Source organism: Nonomuraea muscovyensis (genome assembly GCF_014207745.1).
Lineage (GTDB): Bacteria > Actinomycetota > Actinomycetes > Streptosporangiales > Streptosporangiaceae > Nonomuraea > Nonomuraea muscovyensis.
The window spans coordinates 2,054,669-2,073,890 of record NZ_JACHJB010000002.1; the positions used below are offsets into that span (position 1 = coordinate 2,054,669).

Annotated in this window: 17 protein-coding genes; 8 read left to right on the top strand and 9 right to left on the bottom strand. The window is 71.1% G+C overall.

Translation table 11 applies throughout. The features are described 5' to 3' along the window. Positions 1-121 precede the first annotated feature (121 nt). On the top strand, positions 122-1,774 hold the full coding sequence (locus FHU36_RS26375) for a wax ester/triacylglycerol synthase domain-containing protein (RefSeq protein ID WP_185086507.1): 1,653 nt from the start codon (positions 122-124) through the stop codon (positions 1,772-1,774). On the opposite strand, the gene FHU36_RS26380 is transcribed toward FHU36_RS26375, so the two are convergent. After that, positions 1,771-2,316: a TetR/AcrR family transcriptional regulator gene (locus FHU36_RS26380; protein WP_312891834.1), complete on the bottom strand. Its 546-nt coding sequence runs from the start codon at positions 2,314-2,316 to the stop codon at positions 1,771-1,773. The two genes, FHU36_RS26375 and FHU36_RS26380, sit on opposite strands and share 4 nt — an antisense overlap. A 245-nt stretch (positions 2,317-2,561) precedes the next feature. Next, positions 2,562-3,548 (bottom strand): polyprenyl synthetase family protein, encoded by a 987-nt coding sequence (locus FHU36_RS26385; protein WP_312891835.1) that lies wholly within the window; start codon positions 3,546-3,548, stop codon positions 2,562-2,564. A 277-nt stretch (positions 3,549-3,825) separates the two neighbouring features. Between FHU36_RS26385 and FHU36_RS26390 the strand changes: the two genes are divergently transcribed. Both FHU36_RS26390 and FHU36_RS26395 read left to right on the top strand, forming a co-directional pair. Further along, the gene (locus FHU36_RS26390; protein ID WP_185086509.1) at positions 3,826-5,181 is read left to right on the top strand and encodes a cytochrome P450; all 1,356 of its coding nucleotides are present in this window, start codon (positions 3,826-3,828) and stop codon (positions 5,179-5,181) included. Next, complete coding sequence (locus FHU36_RS26395; RefSeq protein ID WP_185086510.1) at positions 5,178-6,716, top strand: prenyltransferase/squalene oxidase repeat-containing protein; 1,539 nt, start codon at positions 5,178-5,180, stop codon at positions 6,714-6,716. Before FHU36_RS26390 ends, FHU36_RS26395 begins: the two co-directional genes overlap by 4 nt. Before the next feature lie 21 nt (positions 6,717-6,737). Here FHU36_RS26395 and FHU36_RS26400 read toward each other — a convergent pair whose 3' ends face one another. Further along, positions 6,738-7,778 (bottom strand): terpene synthase family protein, encoded by a 1,041-nt coding sequence (locus FHU36_RS26400; protein ID WP_185086511.1) that lies wholly within the window; start codon positions 7,776-7,778, stop codon positions 6,738-6,740. 193 nt (positions 7,779-7,971) lie between these two features. Here FHU36_RS26400 and FHU36_RS26405 point away from each other — a divergent pair, with 193 nt between their 5' ends. From FHU36_RS26405 to FHU36_RS26420, 4 genes are read left to right on the top strand one after another with little or no spacing between them, the layout of a single operon-like run. Next, positions 7,972-10,443: a sensor histidine kinase gene (locus FHU36_RS26405; protein WP_185086512.1), complete on the top strand. Its 2,472-nt coding sequence runs from the start codon at positions 7,972-7,974 to the stop codon at positions 10,441-10,443. After that, a complete protein-coding gene (locus FHU36_RS26410) occupies positions 10,440-10,859 on the top strand; it encodes a roadblock/LC7 domain-containing protein (RefSeq protein ID WP_185086513.1) in 420 nt (139 codons plus the stop codon). The genes FHU36_RS26405 and FHU36_RS26410 overlap by 4 nt, the downstream gene beginning before the upstream one ends. Further along, positions 10,856-11,233, top strand: a complete 378-nt coding sequence (locus FHU36_RS26415) for a DUF742 domain-containing protein (RefSeq protein WP_185086514.1) — start codon at positions 10,856-10,858, stop codon at positions 11,231-11,233. Before FHU36_RS26410 ends, FHU36_RS26415 begins: the two co-directional genes overlap by 4 nt. Continuing rightward, a complete protein-coding gene (locus FHU36_RS26420) occupies positions 11,214-11,801 on the top strand; it encodes a GTP-binding protein (RefSeq protein WP_185086515.1) in 588 nt (195 codons plus the stop codon). The genes FHU36_RS26415 and FHU36_RS26420 overlap by 20 nt, the downstream gene beginning before the upstream one ends. A gap of 55 nt (positions 11,802-11,856) precedes the next feature. Here the strand turns inward: FHU36_RS26420 and FHU36_RS26425 are convergent, their stop codons facing one another. The 6 genes from FHU36_RS26425 to FHU36_RS26450 all read right to left on the bottom strand — a co-directional run bounded on the left by FHU36_RS26425 (position 11,857) and on the right by FHU36_RS26450 (position 18,167). After that, entirely contained in the window at positions 11,857-13,467 is a 1,611-nt protein-coding gene (locus FHU36_RS26425; RefSeq protein WP_185086516.1) for a monocarboxylic acid transporter, read from the bottom strand. Then, positions 13,464-13,754 carry a DUF485 domain-containing protein gene (locus FHU36_RS26430; protein ID WP_376774156.1) on the bottom strand — a complete coding sequence of 97 codons (291 nt, stop codon included), beginning with the start codon at positions 13,752-13,754 and terminating at the stop codon, positions 13,464-13,466. Before FHU36_RS26430 ends, FHU36_RS26425 begins: the two co-directional genes overlap by 4 nt. A gap of 237 nt (positions 13,755-13,991) precedes the next feature. After that, the gene (locus FHU36_RS26435) at positions 13,992-14,807 is read right to left on the bottom strand and encodes a carbohydrate ABC transporter permease (protein WP_185086518.1); all 816 of its coding nucleotides are present in this window, start codon (positions 14,805-14,807) and stop codon (positions 13,992-13,994) included. Next, on the bottom strand, positions 14,804-15,703 hold the full coding sequence (locus FHU36_RS26440; protein WP_221496582.1) for a carbohydrate ABC transporter permease: 900 nt from the start codon (positions 15,701-15,703) through the stop codon (positions 14,804-14,806). The genes FHU36_RS26435 and FHU36_RS26440 overlap by 4 nt, the downstream gene beginning before the upstream one ends. Further along, positions 15,700-16,968, bottom strand: a complete 1,269-nt coding sequence (locus FHU36_RS26445; protein ID WP_185086520.1) for an ABC transporter substrate-binding protein — start codon at positions 16,966-16,968, stop codon at positions 15,700-15,702. Before FHU36_RS26445 ends, FHU36_RS26440 begins: the two co-directional genes overlap by 4 nt. Before the next feature lie 35 nt (positions 16,969-17,003). Next, on the bottom strand, positions 17,004-18,167 hold the full coding sequence (locus FHU36_RS26450; RefSeq protein WP_185086521.1) for a trans-sulfuration enzyme family protein: 1,164 nt from the start codon (positions 18,165-18,167) through the stop codon (positions 17,004-17,006). Positions 18,168-18,184: 17 nt separating this feature from the next. Between FHU36_RS26450 and FHU36_RS26455 the strand changes: the two genes are divergently transcribed. Next, positions 18,185-19,171: a LacI family DNA-binding transcriptional regulator gene (locus tag FHU36_RS26455; RefSeq protein ID WP_185086522.1), complete on the top strand. Its 987-nt coding sequence runs from the start codon at positions 18,185-18,187 to the stop codon at positions 19,169-19,171. The last annotated feature ends 51 nt before the right edge of the window (positions 19,172-19,222 follow it).

Below are 19,222 nucleotides of genomic sequence, written 5' to 3' on the forward strand. Positions count from 1 at the left end.
TGGACACGCAGCGGAAGAATAGTTTCCGCAGAGGTGTGGAATTCATCTGGAGGTCCCCCGCCGAAACCTTACTGAAATGGTCGCGTGTGATGCTGACGGCACACCCACCCAGGGGGAGCGAATGCGCCAGCTGACCGCGCTCGACGCCCAGTTCCTCGATGTCGAGTGCGCGACGACGGCCGCTCACGTGGCGGGCCTCGCGATCCTCGACCCCGCGGACGGTTCCGTCAGCCGGGAGGCGCTGGCCGATCTGCTGCGGGAACGCATCCACCTGTCCCCCGCGCTGACCCACCGGCTGGCGCCGGTGCCGCTGGGCCTCGACCGTCCGTACTGGGTCGCCGAGCCGGCGCCCGACATCGACGACCACCTGTTCGAGACGGTCCTGCCGGCTCCGGGAGACCGGCGGCAACTCACCGATGAGGTGGCCCGCATCCACGCCCGCCACCTGGACCGGACGCGCCCCCTGTGGGAGATGCACCTCATCCGCGGGCTGGCCGACGGCCTGGTCGCCGTCTACACGAAGGTGCACCACGCGGCGATCGACGGCGTCTCGGGCGCCGAGACACTCGCCGCCCTCCTGGACCTCACCCCCATACCCCGCCACCCCGCTCCTCCGCCCACGAGCTCCGGCCACCAGCGGGAGACGCCCGCCGACACGGCTTCGGCCGGGCTGGGCGAACTGTGTTCCAGGATGGTCGGCGGGCGGCCGGCAGCTGAGCGGCTGACGACCGGCATCGCGGCGGACAGGCCGGCCGCAGGGACCGATGAGCTGGTCGATGCACCGGCCGCAGGGACCGGCGAGCTGGTCGATGCACCGGCCGCCGGGACCGATGAGAGGGGTGGGGGGCTTCCTGGGTGGGGCGGAATGTTGCTGGGGGCCGTCGTGCGGTCGGCGACGTACCCCGTGCGGGCCGCGGCGGCGGCCGTGCGCGCGGCCGGTGACCTGGACGCGATCCCGCTCGCCTGCGCGATCCCCGGTGCCGGGCTGATCGCGAAGGCGGCCAGGACGGTGACGCGGGATCCGCACCGGCGTCCCGAACTGCCCCGGCTGGCGGCTCCACGCACGCCGCTGAACGGGCCGATCAGCGGCGGGCGGCACCTGGCGATCGGCTCGGTGCCGCTGAAGGACGTCAGGAAGGTGGCGCGCGCCCACGGCGTGAGCGTCAACGACGTCGTCATGACGCTGTGCACCACGGCCCTGCGGTCGTGGCTGGCGGAGCGGGACGCGCTGCCGGACGAGCCGCTCGTGGTCGCCGTCCCGGTCGCGGTCCGCAAGGGCGCCGCCGGGGAGACGGTCGGCAACCAGATCTCCGCGATGGTCGCTCCGCTGCCCACGAACGTCGCCGACCCGGTCGAACGCCTGCGGCGGATGGGCGCGACGATGCGCGCCGCCAAGCGCCGCTTCGCGCTCGCCCCGGCCGGCTGGCTGGGCGATCTGTGCTCGCTGTTGCCCGCGCCGGTCACCACGCTCGCGACTCCGGCGATCTTCCGGCTGGCGTCGGTGGCGTTCCCGCCCATCAACCTGATCATCAGCAACGTCCCGGGACCGCAGTTCCCGCTGTACCTGTGCGGGGGCCGGGTCCTGTCGTACTACCCGCTGTCGGTGCTGACCGACCTGACCGGCGGCGTGAACATCACCTGCTTCTCCTACGACGGCATGCTCGACTTCGGCGTCGTGGCCTGCCCGGAGCGGATGGACGACGTGTGGGGCCTGCTCGGCCACCTCCAGCGGGCGCTCGACGAGCTGCCCGACGAGGAGGACGTGGGCGGCTAGGCGAGCGAGTGGGCGATCAGCTCGGCGACGGCGTCGGGGTCGAGCTGGTGGCCGGTGAGCTGGCAGAGGTTCTCCTGGTAGAGCAGGACGGCGGCGAACGTGGCCGCAGCGACCTCCAGCCGGGCGGCGTCCCCGCGGGTGCCCGGCAGCGCGAGCTCCAGCGCGAACCTGGCCCGGCGGATCAGCTCGCCGTTGAGGCGGCCGAGCCGTTCGCTGACCGAGCCGTGCGTGTCGGCCTCGCGGAACAGGATGCGCCGCATCGCCGGTGAGGCGCGCAACGGCAGCCGGCGGGACAGCCGGGACAGCGTGCCGGCGGGGTCGCCGGGCACGGCCTCCACCTCGCGCCCCTCCTCGACCAGCGTGCGCTCGGCGACGAGGGCGACCAGCACGTCGATCTTGCGCGGGAAGTAGTGGAACACCAGGCCCTTGGGCACCCTGGCCAGCCTGGCGATGACCGCGGTCGGGGTGGCCTGGTAGCCGCCCCCGGCGAACAGCTCCTCCGCCGCGTCCAGGATGCGCGTGCGCGCGTCGCCGCTCCCCACAGCGGCACCATAGCCCGCAGGCACCGGAGGGACCATCCCGCCGACGCCAGTCCCCGCTGTCCCCCACGGACCGTCCCGCCGCCGTTCCCTCCTTTACGGCAGAGCACGGGAGGGCCCACCCGCCGACCGTGGCCGGTCTCCGTCCAGGGGCACGCTCCTCCGGCTCCCCGGCGGAGCGCCGTGACGCGCGCACCGTGGGCCCCGTGGCGTGCACACCGCGGGCCCGGTGCGGCGGCGGGCCGGAGTCAGCGGGTGCGGTTCACCAGGGTGAGGCAGAGGGCGCGCAGGGTCGTGGCGGACGGCAGGCAGGCGTCGAGGGCGGCCATGGCCGTCGCCACCCGCCGGTCCGCCAGCTCCACCGCGAACGCCCGGCCGCCCGCCTGCTCGACGAGGCGGGCGGCCCGGCGTGCCGGCTCGTCGTCGGTGGAGCCGGTGGCGCCGGAGACGAGCAGGTCGGTCAGGTCGCCCGCGGCCGGCCCCCCGGCGGCCAGGGCGGCCAGCACCGGGAGGGTCTTCTTGCCGCGGCGCAGGTCGCTGTGGACGGGCTTGCCCGTGACGTTCGGGTCGCCCCAGATGCCGAGCAGGTCGTCGGCGATCTGGAAGGCCACCCCCAGGTCGAGCCCCACCTGGTAGACCTGGTCGGCCTGCGCGGCGGTGCCGCCGCCGAGCGTGACGCCCACGGCGGCGGCGCAGCCGAGCAGGGCGCCGGTCTTGCGGGCGGCCATCGCGCAGTATTCGTCGAGGGTGACGGCGGCCCGGCCGGTCCACGGGCGGTCCTCGAACGCCATGTCCTCCGTCTGGCCGTTCACCAGCTCCACCAGCGCCGCGGACAGCCGGGCCATCGCGGGTCCGTTGCCGGTTTCCGCGAGCCGACTGATCGCCAGGGCCAGCAGGGCGTCGCCGGTGAGCACCGCCGGGCCGACGCCGAACGCCTTCCACACCGAGTCGCGGTGTCTGCGCTGCTCGTCGTGGTCGATGATGTCGTCGTGCACCAGCGAGAAGGCGTGCACCAGCTCGACGGCCAGCGCGCCGGGCACGGCCTGTTCGGGGGCGCCGCCCACGGCCTCGGCGCAGAGCACGGCCAGGGCGGGGCGCAGGGCCTTGCCACCCCGCTCGCCGGCGGGTGTGCCGTCGGCCTCGGTCCAGCCGAGCGAGAAGGCCGCCATGTCGCCACCCCACGGGTGCAGGCTCGCGACAGCGTCACGCAGAGCGGGCTCGAGCAGCCTCCGCACCCGGGCGAGGGTTTCGGTCAGGGGAGGTGTCAAGTCATCACGTCCGGACGGCGGAAGCAAGTACGGCGGAGGGATGGACGGCCATCGATCCTCCCACCTACGGTCAGGGCACGTAAGCCCTTCTTGATCATATATGCAGTGTCATGTGATACTTGACCACCAATGTTACGTATGTCCCGAGGAAACGCCTCTTCGGACGTCCGATGCATGAGTCGTCAACCCACACGTCCCGTCCGAATTGGGGATCGCCGCCATGCAGCCTGCCACCGGCGCTACCGTGACACAGCCTCATGTCTTCCCGTTCTACCGCGCCCTGCCACGTCTCGTGAAGGACCCTGTCACCGAGCTGGCGAGGATGGGCACCGAAGCCGGCGGCCGGGTCGTCCGGCTCGACATCGGTCCTTTCCGCCCTTACCTGGTCTCCCATCCCGACCATGTCCAGCAGGTCCTGAAGACCGAATGGTCCAACTTCGTGCGGGAGGGCATGTTCTGGCGGCCGCTGCGGCGGGTGCTCGGCCACAGCGTCTTCAGCGAGGGCGACCCCTGGGAGTCGAGCAGGAAGATCCTCAAGCCGCTGTTCACGGCCAAGTACACCGCCTCGCTGGGCGAGTCCCTGGCCGACATCATCGCCGAGAGCATGGACGAGCTCGACGAGCACGCGCGGACCGGCCGGCCGGTCGACGGCGGCTACCAGATGATGACGATCACCAACCAGGCCGTCGTCCAGGTGCTCTTCGGCGGCCACATCTCCCGCGACACCGCCGAGCGGCTCATCCCGGAGTTCGCCACCTGCGCCACGTCGATCCACTTCCGGCTGCTGCTGCCCTTCGCCCCGTACTCCGTCAGGGTGCCCGGTGACCGCAGGTTCCTGGCCGCCGTGAAGAAGATCGACGACATCGTCCTGCCGATCATCGAGCGGACCGGCGCCGAGGCGGACACCGGCGCCAAGGAGGTCGTCTCGGCGCTGATGCGGGCCCGCGTCGGGCAGGACGGCCGGGCGGACGTGGGGCAGATCCGCGACGACCTGGTCAACGTCTACGGCGCGGCCACCGAGACCACGGCGATGTCGCTGACCTGGCTGTGGGCCGTGCTGCACGAGAACCCCGAGGTCAACGACAGGCTGCACCAGGAGATCGACGACGTGGTGGGCGACGGCCCGGTCCGGCCCGCGCACGTGCCCCGGCTCACCTTCCTGCGCATGGTCCTGCAGGAGGTGCTGCGCGTCCATCCGCCCGGCTGGATCATCCCCCGGCAGGCCGTGGCGGACACCGAGATCGGCGGGGTCCGGATCAAGGCGGGCTCGCAGGTGCTGGTCAGCCCCTACACGACGCACCGGCTGCCGGAGTTCTGGGACCGGCCGCACGAGTTCGACCCGGAACGCTGGTCACCCGAACGCGAGGAGCGCCGCCACCCGTTCGCCTTCCTCCCCTTCGGCGGCGGCCCGCACGTCTGCCTCGGCCGGCACCTGTACTACCTGGAGGCCCCGCTGGTGATCGCCAACGTCCTGAGCAGGTACCGCCAGGTGCTCACCAACCCGCAGCGGCTCACCCCCGTCCCCGGGGCGTCGGTGCGGCCGAAGGAGAAGCTCATGCTCCGGCTGACGCCGAAGCGGCCCGCGGCGGGGCTCGCATGACCGTCGGGGAGGTCGCCGCCCGGGACGCCGAGGACCTGGTGGCGGCCGCGAACGAGCTGGTGACCGGCATGATGTTCCGGCCCTGGGGGCACGTCTCGGTGTCGGTCTACGAGACGGGCCGGCTGGTCTCGCTGGCTCCCTGGCTGGCGGGGCACCCCGAGCGGCTCGGCTACCTGCTGGCCACGCAGGGACCCGACGGCATGTGGGGAGCTCCCGACGGGTACGGGCTCGTGCCCACGCTGAGCGCCACCGAGGCCATCCTCGCGGCGCTGCGCCGCGGCGACCCGGACACGGCCCCCGACGCCCTGCGGGAAGCGGCGGGGCGCGGCCTGCGCGCGCTGGCCCCCTGCCTGGCGGGCGACGCCGGCCTGCCCGACATGCCGGCGATCGAGCACATCGTGCCCTCGCTCGTCACCCTCATCAACCGGCACGCGGCCGGCCTGCCCGAGGTCGAGCCGCTGCCGCTGCCCGAGGGGATGCGACACGACACTCTCGACCTGATCAGGGCGAGAGTGTCGTCCGGGGCGGAGGTGCCGGAGAAGCTGCTGCACGCGCTGGAGATCGCCGGCCCGGCCGCCGCGGGCGCGCCCGCGATCGTGCCGACGCCCATCGGCACCGTCGGGGCCTCACCGGCGGCGACGGCGGCCTGGCTGGGTGACCCGGCGGCGCGCGACCCGCACGAGCCGGCCCGCGCCCACCTGGAGGCGGTCGTCAGCAGGCACGGCGGCCCGGTGCCCGTCGGCCTGCCCATCACGGTGTTCGAGCGGGGCTGGGTGCTGAGCTGGCTGCTGCGCGCCGGGGTGAGCGTCGACGTGCCGCCGGAGATGGTGGCGGACCTCAGGGCCGCGATCGGCCCCACCGGGGCCGCCGCCGGGCCGGGCCTGCCCGCCGACGCCGACACGACGTCGGTGGCGCTGTACGCGCTGGCGCTGCTCGGCGTGCCGTACGAGCCGGACAGCCTGTGGGCCTTCCACACCGGCACCCACTTCTCCACGTGGCCGGGCGAGGAGGGCAGGTCGGTCAGCGTCAACGCGCACGTGCTCGACGCCTTCGGCCGGTACGTGGCCTGCCGGCCGGAGGCCGGGGCCCGCTACGGCCAGGCCGTCGCCGACATCGCGGCCTGGATCAGGGATCGGCAGGAGCCGGACGGGAGCTGGGCCGACCGGTGGCACGCCTCGCCGTACTACGCGGCGGCGAGCTGCGCGCTGGCGCTCGACGAGTTCGGCGGCGAGGTGTCGGCCGGCGCGGTGCGCGCGACCGTCGACTGGGTGCTGGCCACGCAGCGGCCGGACGGCTCCTGGGGACGCTGGGCGGCCACCGCGGAGGAGACCGCGTACGCGATGCAGGTCCTGCTGCTGACCCGGTGGCGGAGCGATCCACGGGCCACGCGGGCGGTGAGCCGCGGTCTGGCCTGTCTGCGGCGCTCGGCCGGCGAGGAGCATCCCGCCCTCTGGCACGACAAGGACCTGTACGCGCCGATCGCCGTGGTCCGGGCCGCGATCATCGCCGCGGCGCACCTCGCCCGGCGGACCTAGCCGTCCGCCGGGCGGGGGCCGCTACCGGCCGTCGTGGGCCTGCGCGTCGCCGGTCAGCTCGCGCACGCTGTAGGCGTGGGTGTCGCGGGCGAGGTACCAGCGGCCGTTGAACGACACGCTCCTGAGCTGCCCGTCGGCGATCTCCGCCAGTTCGGCGGGGAGCTCGGCCAGCGCCGCCCGGAAGGCCGCGTCGAGCTCGTCGATGTGGCCGGTGACCCGCTCCACCGCCTCGGCGGCGCTCATGCCGCGGCGTTGCAGGATGCCGATGGAGTTGGGCTTGCCCTCGGCCTTCTCCCGCTCGAAGGTCCTGAGATCGTTGGCCAGCCGCATGCAGGACGCGCCGAGGTGGGTGGCGGGCTCGATCACGGCCCAGTGCCCCGGGTCGGCCGGCTCCGGCCCGCGGACGGCCAGCGCGGCGGCCCACCAGGTGGGGTAGAGGATGGTGAGCAGGCCGCAGTCCAGGTAGTCGGCGTACGACGGCCACTCCTGTGCTCCGGCCGCCCAGGCCCGCTCGCGGGCCATCGCCGCGCCCGCGAGCTCCAACCGGCGGGCGAGCACCCCCGCGTGGGCCGCCGCGCCCCGATAGGTGTGGAACCGGGCGCACCATCCCGCCCAGGCGGCCAGGACCTGGCCCACCGGCCCGTCGGCGGTCTCCGGCGCGGCCGGCTCGCCCGCGGCGCCCACGCACAGCCGCTCCACGAACGCCGCGAACTCGTCGGCGGACCACTCCCCCGCGATGCCGTCGGCGATGTCGTCGACGCCGAACAGGATCGCGGTCAGCGCCCCGAGGTCCGCGATCTGGTCACGGCCGGCCTCGGGGAAGGTCGCCGCGGCCGACAGGCAGCTGAACGCGAGCCTGCTGGCCGAGCTCTCGCCGTCGGCGTACAGGACCGGGTAGGGGCGCAGCAGCCCGGCGGCTTCCGGCACGGCGTCCAGCGCGGCTCTCAGGACGGCGCCGCGGCTCGCCTCGGGCACACCGGCGAGCTGGTGGGAGCCCTTCAGCAGGTTGTCGGCGAGGTCGTTGCGGATGGCGAAGTAACTCTGGGGGTTCGGACCGGTCACGCGGCGACCTTATCTCCGCCCGTATCTCCGTTTCGCCCAAAACAACCGACAAAAGGTATAACTCGCCAGAAATGCTATGAGTCAACTTGAGTGAAGATCGCGCACTTGCTATGGTCCCCAGGTTGTCAGCGCCCGGTATGCCCACTGCAGGACCTGGTGGTCGCCACTTCAATGACGTCGCAGGGTAGGTACGATGCGCCCCCGCAATTCACGGCTGCGGACCAAGATCACAGCTCTGCTTCTCTCCCTGACGGCGCTGTGGGCGTTCGCCGCCTGGGTGACCTTACGCGACGGCGTCAACCTCCTCTGGGTTCAGCAGGTCGACGGACACGTGATCAGCCCCAGCGAGACGGTGCTGGTCGAGCTCCAGCGCGAGCGCAGGACCACGATGGTCCGCCTGGGTGACAGCAGCCCCCGGTCCCGCAAGCTCATGCAGGACCAGCGCAAGCGCTCCGACCAGGTCAAGGCCGCGTTCGAGGAGTCGACACGGGCCTGGATCGTCGACTGGGCCGTCGACGACGAAGGGGACGAGCGGCTCGCCCAGGTGTTCAAGCGGCTGGACGGCCTGCGGGCCGTCCGCACCTCCATCGACGCGGGGCAGATGACCCGCCTGCAGGCGAGCAAGGCGTACGCGGACGTCATCGACTCGATCTACAGCATGTACGGCGCGATGGCGACCGTGGACGACAAGACGGTCGCCCAGGACGTGCGCACGCTGCTGCAGCTCAGCCGGGCACAGGAGGTGCTCTCCCGGGAGGACTCCCTGCTGGCCGGTGCGCTGGCCGAGGGACGGCTGACCGTCGAGGAGCACAAGCGGTTCGCCGAGACCGTGGGCGCCTGGCGGATCCTCGCCGAGCACGCCGCGGCCGAGCTGCCGCACGAGGACCAGGTCGCCTACAACTCGCTCATGCAGGGCGGCGCGTTCACCCGGCTGACCAACCTCGAGACGCTGCTCGCGGACTTCGGGGGCGACCTCGAGGGGATCCCGTTCGGCGCGGAGCAGTGGAAGGCGGCCACGGAACGCGCCTCGGCCGAGCTCAACGCCTTCGTCTTCGACGCCGGCGACCGCGTCGTGGAACGCGTCGAGCCCGTCGCCGTGGGCGTCGTCGTCCGGCTGGTGCTCATGGGCGGCCTCGGTCTGCTGGCCGTCATCGCCTCGATCGTCCTGTCGATCACCACGACCCGCCGGCTGCTCGCCCAGTTGCAGAAGCTGCGCGACGCCGCGCACGAGCTGTCCGACGAGCGGCTGCCGGGCGTCGTGGAGCGGATCGGCCGCGGCGAGACCGTGGACGTCGCCGTCGAGGCGCCGGCCCTGCAGTTCGGCGACGACGAGATCGGGCAGGTCGGCCAGGCGTTCAACACGGTCCAGGAGACCGCCATCCGCGTCGCCGTCGAGCAGGCCGCGCTGCGCCGCAGCATCCGCGACATCCTGCTCAGCCTGGCCCGGCGCACCCAGGGGCTGGTGCACCGCCAGCTCACCGTGCTCGACGTGATGGAGCGGCGCGAGACCGACCCCGAGGAGCTGAAGGAGCTCTTCCGCCTCGACCACCTGGCCATCCGGATGCGGCGCAACGCCGAGAACCTCATCGTGCTGTCCGGCTCCTCCCCCGCCCGCACCTGGCGCCGCTCGGTGCCGATGGTGGACGTGGTCCGCGGCGCGCTGGCGGAGGTCGAGGACTACACCCGGGTCGACCTGATGCCGATGGGCGACGTGGTGCTGGTCGGCCGGGCCGTCGGCGACGTCATCCACCTGCTGGCCGAGGTGATCGAGAACGCGGTGTCGTTCTCCCCTCCCTACACGACCGTGCAGGTGAGCGGGCAGCTCGTGGCCAACGGCTACGTCATCGAGGTCGAGGACCGCGGCCTCGGCATGAAGCCCGAGGACCTGGCCGCCGCCAACGAGCGCATCGCCGACCCGCCGGAGTTCCGCATCACCGGCACCGCGCGGCTCGGCCTGTACGTGGTGAGCCGGCTGGCCGAGCGGCACGGCATCCACGTGGTGCTCAAGCAGTCGCCGTACGGGGGCACCACGGTCGTCGTCCTGCTGCCGCAGGAGCTGGTGGAGATCGACGACAGCCGTCCGGACCCCGACGACCGGCCACCGGCGCGCCTGCCGCAGCGGCAGAGCAGTGCCACGAACGCCGGCCCGAGCACCGGGCTGAGCGCGGTGGCCACGGCGGCCCGGCCGGCCGCCGCGGAGAACGTCCGCTCGCTCAGGGTCGCCTCGGCCCGCCGCGCGCTGGCCCTGCGGTCGGAGGAGCTCGACGGCCCGCGCGAGCCCGCCGACGCCCACGACCGCACCGCGCCCCACCTGCCCGCCGAACTCCGCCAGCCCACGGAGGCCCGTGAGCCCGCCGAGGCCCGTGAGCCCGGCGAACGGGGTGGGTCCGAGGCGGCCCCCGAGGAGCGGGCGACGCCGGAACGCCGGCAGGCGCCCACCGAGTTCACGCCGTCGGGGCTGCCCTTCCGGGTGCCCCAGGCGAACCTGAACCCCGCCCTGAGGGCGGAGCCACCCGACGTGTCGACCGTCGACGAGGAGGACGATGACGAGCGATCCCCGGAGGAGATTCGAGCCATGATGGGATCCCTGCAGTCGGGCACCCGCCTGGGCAGGTCCGAGGCCGCCAAGCTCATGGATGACCAGCGACCGGGAGGCGACGGGTGACACCGGCTTCGGGCACGGACCTCAACTGGCTGCTCGACGACCTCGTCGGCCGGGTCAACGACGCCGAGCACGCCATCGTGCTGTCGTCCGACGGGCTGCTGATGGCCTCCTCCGAGGGGCTGGAGCGAACCGACGGCGAGCACCTTTCGGCGGTGGCCTCCGGGCTGCAGAGCCTGGCGAAGGGGGTCTCCGAGCGTGTGGGCGGGGGCGCCATCCGGCAGACGGTCGTGGAGTGGAAGTCACGCTTCCTCATCGTGACCTTCGCGGGCGAGCGGGCCTGCCTGGCCGTGCTGTGCGGCCAGGGCGCCGACATCGGCCTGATCGCCTACGAGATGGCCATGCTGGTCGCGCGCGTCGGCCAGTACCTCACCTCGGCCGCGCGCACCGGCGAGGCCGTCGCCGGGAGCGACCGGTGACCAGAACGGACGAGCCGACGGACGAGCACTGGGTCGATCCCGAGATCATCCGTCCCTACGTCGTGACGCGGGGGCGCACCCAGCCGGTGCACGGGAAGTTCGACCTCATCTCCATGGCCCTGGCCGTGGGACCCTCGCCCGGCCCCGACGCCGGGCTCGACCCCGAACATCTGCAGATCCTCCAGCTCTGCCGCGAACCGAAGTCGGTCGCGGAGATCGCCGCGTACCTGGACCTGCCCGCGGGCACGATCCGGGTTCTCCTCGGCGACCTGTTCGACAAGCAACTCGTCTCGGCTCAGGAGCCGCAATCCGAGGTGGACATGCGTGACATGAACATGTACAGGGCGGTGCTCGATGGTCTTCGATCGCTCTGAGCGCCCCCGCCTGCCCAGGGCGATCAAGATCCTGATCGCGGGTGGTTTCGGGGCCGGGAAGACCACGATGGTCGCCTCGGTCTCCGAGACCAGGCCGCTGCGGACCGAGGAGATCCTCACCGACCGCGGCATCGGCGTCGACGACCTCACCTCGGTGGAGGCCAAGCGCACCACCACCGTGGCGATGGACTTCGGCCGCATCACCCTCACCAACGACTACGTCCTGTACCTGTTCGGCACGCCGGGCCAGGAGCGGTTCTGGTTCGTCTGGGACGAACTGGCCGAGGGCGCGCTGGGCGCGGTCATCCTGGCCGACACCCGCCGCCTGGCCGACTGCTTCCCCTCGGTCGACTACTTCGAGCGGCGCGGCACCCCGTTCGTGGTGGCCGTCAACTGCTTCGAGGGGTCGCCGACGTTCGAGCTGGACGAGGTACGGCTGGCGCTCCAGCTCGATCCGTCCATCCCGATCGTCCTGTGCGACGCGCGCAAGCGCGACTCCAGCCGGGAGGTGCTCATCACGCTGGTGAAGCACTCGGCCCGGCTGCGCGCCGAACCCGTCGGCACCTGAGCGCACGCGAAGAGGGGCCCGGCCGGACGGCCGGGCCCCTCTCAGTCGCGGCGGATCAGTGCTTGACCGCCTTCTCGGCGCCGACGCCGGTGAGCGAGCGGACCTCGATCTCGGCGTACTTGGCGGCGTTGTACTCCTTGCTCATGATCGTGCCGAGCCAGCCGCACAGGAAGCCGAGCGGGATCGAGATGATGCCGGGGTTGCTCAGCGGGAACCAGGCGAAGTCGGCGTCCTTGAACAGGGCCGTCGCCGAACCGGACACCACGGGCGAGAAGATGACCAGCACCAGGGCGGAGACGAGGCCGCCGTAGATGGAGGCGACCGCGCCGGCCGTGTTGAACCGCTTCCAGAACAGGCTGTAGAGGATCGCGGGCAGGTTGCCCGAGGCTGCCACGGCGAACGCCAGCGCCACCAGGAAGGCGACGTTCTGGCCCTGCGCCAGGATGCCGAGGCCGATCGAGACGGCGCCGATGACGAACGCCGACACCCGGGCCACCAGCACCTCCTCGCGCTCGGTGACGTTGCCGCGCTTGAAGACGTGCGCGTACAGGTCGTGCGCGAAGCTGGAGGAGGAGGCGAGCGTGAGACCCGCGACGACGGCCAGGATCGTGGCGAAGGCGACCGCGCCGATCAGGGCCAGCAGGACCGTGCCGCCGACGTCGCCGAGGAACGTCTTGCCGATGGCCTCGGCGAGCAGCGGCGCTGCCGTGTTGCCCGCCTTGTCCGCGGCGGCGATCGTCTTGCTGCCGACCAGGGCCGCGGCGCCGAAGCCGAGGACGAGGGTGAGCAGGTAGAAGGTGCCGATGATGCCGATGCCCCACAGCACCGACTTGCGGGCGTCCTTGGCGGTCGGCACGGTGTAGAAACGGATGAGGATGTGCGGCAGGCCGGCCGTGCCGAGCACGAGCGCCATGCCGAGGCTGATCAGGTCGATCTTGCCGGCCAGGCCCTGCGCCTCGGTGCCGTACTTGCCGCCGGGGCTGAGGAACTGCTCCGGCTTGGCGCTCTGCGCGGCGGCCTCGCCCAGCAGGCTCGACAGGTTGAAGCCGAAGTGGGCCAGCACGAGGACGGTGATCAGCGCGGCACCGCCCATGAGCAGCACGGCCTTGACGATCTGCACCCAGGTGGTGCCCTTCATGCCGCCGAAGACCACGTACACGATCATGAGGGCGCCGACGCCGACGATCGTCCACGCCTTGCCCGCCGGGGAGGTGACGCCGAGCAGCAGGCCCACCAGGGCGCCGGCGCCGACCATCTGGGCGAGCAGGTAGAAGATGCTCACCGTGATCGTGGACACGCCGGCGGCGGTCCGGACCGGGCGCGGGCTCATCCGGAACGCCAGCACGTCCGCCATGGTGAACTTGCCGGAGTTGCGCATCAGCTCGGCGACCAGCAGCAGCGCGACCAGCCACGCCACCAGGAAGCCGATGGAGTACAGGAACCCGTCGTAGCCCGACAGGGCGATGATGCCGGCGATGCCGAGGAAGGACGCGGCCGACATGTAGTCGCCGCCGATCGCCAGGCCGTTCTGCGCGCCGCTGAAGGAGCGTCCTCCGGCGTAGTAGTCGGCCGCCGTCTTGGTCTGCCGGCTCGCCCAGAACGTGATCACCAGCGTCAGGGCGACGAAGGCGAGGAAGAGGATGGCGGAAAGGGCTTGCGAGCTCATCGGGTCCTCTCCTCGACCTCGTGGCGGAGCTTGTCGGCGATGGGGTCGAGCTTCTTCTCGGCGTGCCTGGCGTACGCCCAGGCGATCCAGAACGTCGAGACGAACTGGAGCAGGCCGAACACCAGTGCCACGTTGATGTTGCCGACCAGCTTGATCGACATGAAGTCACGCGCCCAGCCGGACAGCACCACGTAGAGCAGGTACCACGCCAGGAACGCCACGGTCATCGGGAACGTCCACCGGCGGAAACGGCGCTTCAGCTCCTGGAACTCACTGCTGCGCTGCACTTCCTCATAAACGGACGCGTCATGTTCTTGAGTCGTCACGAGACCCTCCACTGTGATGCGGATCACGCACACGGTAAGAGGGCAACCTACCCGCAGGGGAGGGTGTAAGCGCGGTGGTTCGGTGAGCCGCCGCGCTCCGGCGGCCAGTTGTGCCCGGCTTGCGATGAATGGTGCCATTCACACGACGAACGGTCGCGGGCGTCCGTTCGCCGAGGTCGGCGCGTCGCCGAGATTTTGTCAGCCCTTGACCGCACCCGCCGTGAGTCCTTCGACGATGTAGCGCCGGATGGCGGCGAACAGGATCAGGGTGGGGATCACGGAGACGACGGTCGCGGCCGCCATCGAGCCCCAGTCGATGTCGTACTGGGTGATGAAGGAGTTCATCGCGACGGGGATCGTCTTGGCGTCCTCGCTGTCGATGAACGTGATGGCCAGGAACAGCTCGTTCCAGCACTGCACGAACGCGAAGATGAAGGTGGCGGCGATGCCCGGCAGCATGACCGGGATGACGACGCGCACCATCGCGGCCAGCCGCGACGCCCCGTCCACCTGCGCGGCCTCCTCCAGCGCCACGGGAATCCGCTCGTAGAAGCCGCGCATGATGATCGTGGAGAACGGCACGAGCATGGCGACGTACACGAGCATGAGCCCGGCGAGCCGGTTGAGCAGGTCGAAGTCGGACATCAGCAGGTAGAGCGGGCCGAGAGCGATGAACAGCGGGATCATCTGGGTGACCAGGTAGGCCAGCATCAGCGCGCCCCGGCCGGGGAAGGAGAAGCGGGCCAGGACGTAGCCGCCGAGCACGCCGGTCACCGTCACCGCCCCGGCCGCCACCAGCGAGACCACGAGGCTGTTGAGCAGGTAGGTGCCGAAGTCGGCGAAGGAGAACAGCTCCTCGTAGTGCTCGAAGGTGACCTCGCCCGGCCAGTACCTGAGCGGCATCGAGAAGATCTCCGCCTTGGGCTTGAGCGAGGTGACGACGATCCAGTAGAGCGGGAAGAGCGTGATCAGCAGCCAGACGCCGAGCACGACGGCCTTGGCCAGACGCCTCATCGTGACCTCTCGAAGCGGGTGACGTTCAGGTAGAAGACGCTGAAGGACAGCAGCAGGCCGAGCACCAGCAGCCCGACCGCGCCCGCCCGGCCGTAGTCGCCGCCGATGACCTGCTGGATGAGGAACGTGGTGACGATGTCGGTGCCGCCGGCCGGGCCGCCGCCGGTCATGGCGTAGATCAGATCGGGGAAGTTGAGGATCCAGATGATCCGCAGCAGCACGATGAGCGCCAGCGTGGGCCGGATGTGCGGCAGCGTGACGTGCCAGAACTGCCGCAGCCGGGAGGCGCCGTCCACCGACGCCGCCTCGTACAGCTCGCCGGGCACCGACTGCAGCGCCGCCATGATCATGATGGCGAAGAACGTGACGCCGTACCAGACGTTGGCGACGATGACCGAGGTCATCGCCCAGCCGGGCGAGGCCAGGAAACCGATCCGCTCGTCGATGATCCCGGCCTTCAGCAGCAGGTCGTTGACCACGCCGAACTGCCCGTTGAACATCCACCGCCACAGCAGCCCGATCAGGAAGCCGGACATGGCCCACGGGAAGAACACCCACGCCTGGTAGAGGCCCCGGCCCCGGAACTGGCGCCGCAGCAGCAGCGCCAGCCCGAAGCCGAGGAAGAACTGGAAGAACAGCGACACGACCACCCACGTGCCGGTGTTGCGCAGCGCCGTCCAGAAGCGGTCCTCGGCCAGCACCGACCGGAAGTTCTCCAGCCCCACGAAGGGCGTGGAGGTCAGGTCGAACAGGTTGTAGCGCTGGAAGGCGATGACGGCGCCGCGGATCATCGGGTAGTAGGTGAACACCACCACGAAGATCACGCCTGGCAGCAGGCACAGGGCGATGAACCTGGCCTTGCGGGCGGTGAACGCCGGTCTGGCGACCGAGCTCATGACACCTTCCTGCCCTGGTCGGCCCAGAACGCGTCCCATGACGTGAGCACCTCGGCGACGGTCTTCTTGCCGGTGATGAGCGCCTGGACGTCACGGTCGGAGTCGACGTTGAACTGGCTCCAGCCCGGGTAGTCCACCGGCCGGATGGTGATCACCTGCTGCGGGTCCTGCTGGGCCTCCAGGTAGGCCTTCCAGGCGCCCTGGGAGAACTGCGGGTCGTTCTGCGCCTGCTTGGAGATCGGGATGAGCGAGTTGCCCTTGGCGAAGGCGATGCTCTGCTTGGACTCCGACAGGAACTGCACCAGCTTGACCGCCTCCTTCTGGTGCTTGCTGAAGGAGGTGACGCCCCAGCCGGCGTACCCGACCGGCTGGAAGGCGTAGCCCGTGGGCCCCTTGGGGATGGGGGCGGTGGACCAGGCCTTGACGCCGCTCTCCTCCACCGTCTTGATCACCTCCGGGTCCTGGATGAGCATGCCGGTGACGCCGGAGGTGAAGCCCTGGACCATCTCGGGGTAGCCCCAGGAGACGGAGTCGGGCGGCGAGGCCTCCTTGAAGATCTTCACGTACAGGTCGAGCGCCTGGGCGGCCTCGGGGGTGGCGAAGATGGTCCGCTTGTCCTTGAGGAAGAACGACTTCTCCGGGTCGAGAGCTTCGCCGTTGTACGCGCTGATCATCATGACCGCGTAGTCGGCGCCGCCCTTGCCGCCCCGGAAGGAGTAGCCGAAGCGGTCGCCCGAGGTCATCCTCTTGCCGGCCTCGTACAGCTCCTGCCAGGTCTTCGGGGGCTGGGTCAGCCCCCAGTCGGTGCGGTGGAACAGCGTCCGCTGGTAGAAGCCGTAGGGGATGAGGTACGGCTTGCCGCCGACCTCGACGGTCTTCTTCTTGGCCAGGTCCGTGAGGTCGGCCCAGCCGGGCCAGGCGTCGGTCGGCAGTTCGGCCAGCCAGCCGTTGTTGGAGAAGGACTTGGCCGTGTGGTCGCGGACCTCCAGCACGTCCAGGTCCTTCTTCGTCTGCAGGATCTGCGTGATCTTCTGGTCGGCGCTGTCCAGCGGCGGCGAGACCAGCTCGACCGAGACGCCGGGGTTCGCCTTCTCGAAGTCGGCGATCAGGGTCTTGATCAGCTTGGTCCGCTCGGGGCTGGTCAGGCTCTCTATCATGCGCAGCCGTACCTCACCGGAGGAACCGGAGTCGGAGCCGCAGCCCGCGAGGGCCAGCGTTGCGGCGGCGAGCAGAGCCGTGGGTGCCGCCAGGCGTGATGATCTCATGTGTGCCTCCGTGCGAGGTAAGACAGCGCTGTCAGTCACGCTAGGCGACCGACCCCCTCCAGCGCTAGACCGAGGTCCTTGATCAACGTCTCCGCCGCCTCCAGTCCGACCGACAGCCGGACGAGTCCGACCGGGATGCCCATGGTGGCGCGGACGCTCTCCTTGGTGGTCAGGGCGGGCGCGTTCACCAGGCTCTCGAACCCACCCCACGACACCCCGATCCGGAAGTGTCGAAGCAGATCCAGGAACGCGGCCACGTCCTGCCGCGACTCCGTGTCCAGCTCCACGCTGAAGAGGCTGGAGAACCCCGACATCTGCTGCAGCGCCACGGCGTGCCCCGGATGCGAGGCCAGCCCCGGATGGTTGACCCGCCGCACCGCCGGGTGGTCGGCCAGGAACTCGGCGACGGCCAGCCCGCGTTCCTGGTGCGCGGCCATCCGGACGGGCAGCGTGCGCAGCCCCTTGATCACCTTGGCGGCGTCGTGCGGGGACATGGCGGCGCCGTAGAGCTGGTATTCGGTCAGCGCCAGCGGCCTGATCAGCCGCGACGGCCCGACCACGACGCCGCCGACCAGGTCGCTGTGGCCGCCCACGTACTTCGACAGGGAGTGCACGACCAGGTCGACGCCCATGGTCAGCGGCTTCTGGAAGATCGGCGTGGACCAGGTGTTGTCCATGACCGTCACCAGCCCGTGCCGCGCCGCCCAGGCGGTCACCGCCGGAATGTCGAAGACCTCGTAGCGCATGTAGGAGGGGGATTCGAAGTAGAGTAGGCGCGTGCTCTCCCTGATAGCGCTGTCACACGCCTGGAGACTGTCGACGTGCGTATGCGTGACCCCGTACTTCTCCAGATAACGCAGGAACTGGGTCGTCGGCCCGTAGACGGCGCCCAGCACCAGCACATGGTCCCCCGCCGACACCAGCGAGGAGATGGTCGCGGAGATCGCGCCCATCCCCGACCCGAAACACTTGGCCCGCTCACCCCGCTCCAGCGCGGCGAGCTTGCGCTGGGCGAGATCCACCGTCGGGTTGGTGCCCCGCCAGTAGACGTAGCGTTCGTCCTCGTTCCTGATGGCCTCGCCCAGTTCCTCCGCCGTCGCGAACGCGAACAGGGAGTTCTCGAAGATCGGGGGGTTGACCGCGCCCAGCATCCAGGGCTCGTCCTCACCCAGACGGCCACAGATCCACTCATCGTCCATGAGGGCAGACTATGACAGTGCGCAAGCCGACCATGGCCGACGTGGCCCGTCACGCCGGAGTGAGCCTGAAGACGGTCTCGCGGGTGGTCAACCAGGAGCCACACGTCAGCGCCTCGGTGCAGCAGCGGGTGCACGCGGCGATCAGCGCGCTGGGCTTCCGCCGCAACGAGGCGGCCAGCCGGCTGGCGCGCGGGGCGACCATGCTGACGATCGGGCTCATCATGGAGAACATCTCCAACGAGTTCTACTCCCGGCTCGCCGCCGCGGTGGAGGCGGCGGCCGGCGAGCACGAGGCGCTGGTGGTGTTCGGCTCGTACGAGGAACGGCCCGAGCGGGAGCGGATGCTGATCGAGTCGATGTACGGCAGGGGCGTCGACTCGCTGATCATCGTGCCGTCGGCGGCCGACCACGGCTGGCTGGCCGAGCACCCGGGGCTCACCACGGTCTTCGTCGACCGCGTCCCGGCCGGGCTCGACCGGGCCGACGTGGTGGCCCTCGACGACGTGCGCGGCGGCCTCATGGCGACCGAGCACCTGCTCGCCCGGGGCCACCGCCGCATCGCGCTCATCTCCGACGACGACGAGCTCAGCTCCGTGCACGACCGCGCCGCCGGCTACCGGTCCGCGCTGCGGGCCGCCGGGGTGCCGGTGGACGAGTCGCTGGTCGTGCGCGGCGTCTTCGACCCGTGGCGGGCCGGCCACGAGGTCACCCGGCTGCTCTCCCAGCCCGACCCGCCCACCGCGTTCTTCGCCACCAACAACCGGGCCGCGATCGGCATCCTGCAGGCGCTGCGCGAGCGCCCCGAGCGGCCAGCGTACGTGGGCTTCGACGACTTCGCGCTGGCCGACGTGTTCAACCCGGGGGTGACGGTGGTGCGCTACGACGTGCGGCGCCTGGCGCGCAGCGCGGTGGACCTCCTGCTCGGCTCCGCGCCGGAGCCCCGCCTGGTCCGTGTCCCGGTCGAACTGGTCGCCCGCGGCTCCGGCGAACTGCCCCCTCCCTAGCCGGGCTCAGGCCGGGTGGGCTGCGACGGGGCGTCGGGCAGGGCATGATGG

Coding starts and splice junctions, on each gene's coding strand:
- FHU36_RS26395 (WP_185086510.1), top strand. CDS start 5,178: ATGACCGTCGGGGAGGTCGCCGCCCGGGACGCCGAGGACCTGGTGGCG.
- FHU36_RS26440 (WP_221496582.1), bottom strand. CDS start 15,703: ATGAGCTCGGTCGCCAGACCGGCGTTCACCGCCCGCAAGGCCAGGTTC.
- FHU36_RS26445 (WP_185086520.1), bottom strand. CDS start 16,968: ATGAGATCATCACGCCTGGCGGCACCCACGGCTCTGCTCGCCGCCGCA.
- FHU36_RS26425 (WP_185086516.1), bottom strand. CDS start 13,467: ATGAGCTCGCAAGCCCTTTCCGCCATCCTCTTCCTCGCCTTCGTCGCC.
- FHU36_RS26375 (WP_185086507.1), top strand. CDS start 122: ATGCGCCAGCTGACCGCGCTCGACGCCCAGTTCCTCGATGTCGAGTGC.
- FHU36_RS26450 (WP_185086521.1), bottom strand. CDS start 18,167: ATGGACGATGAGTGGATCTGTGGCCGTCTGGGTGAGGACGAGCCCTGG.
- FHU36_RS26405 (WP_185086512.1), top strand. CDS start 7,972: ATGCGCCCCCGCAATTCACGGCTGCGGACCAAGATCACAGCTCTGCTT.
- FHU36_RS26420 (WP_185086515.1), top strand. CDS start 11,214: ATGGTCTTCGATCGCTCTGAGCGCCCCCGCCTGCCCAGGGCGATCAAG.
- FHU36_RS26435 (WP_185086518.1), bottom strand. CDS start 14,807: ATGAGGCGTCTGGCCAAGGCCGTCGTGCTCGGCGTCTGGCTGCTGATC.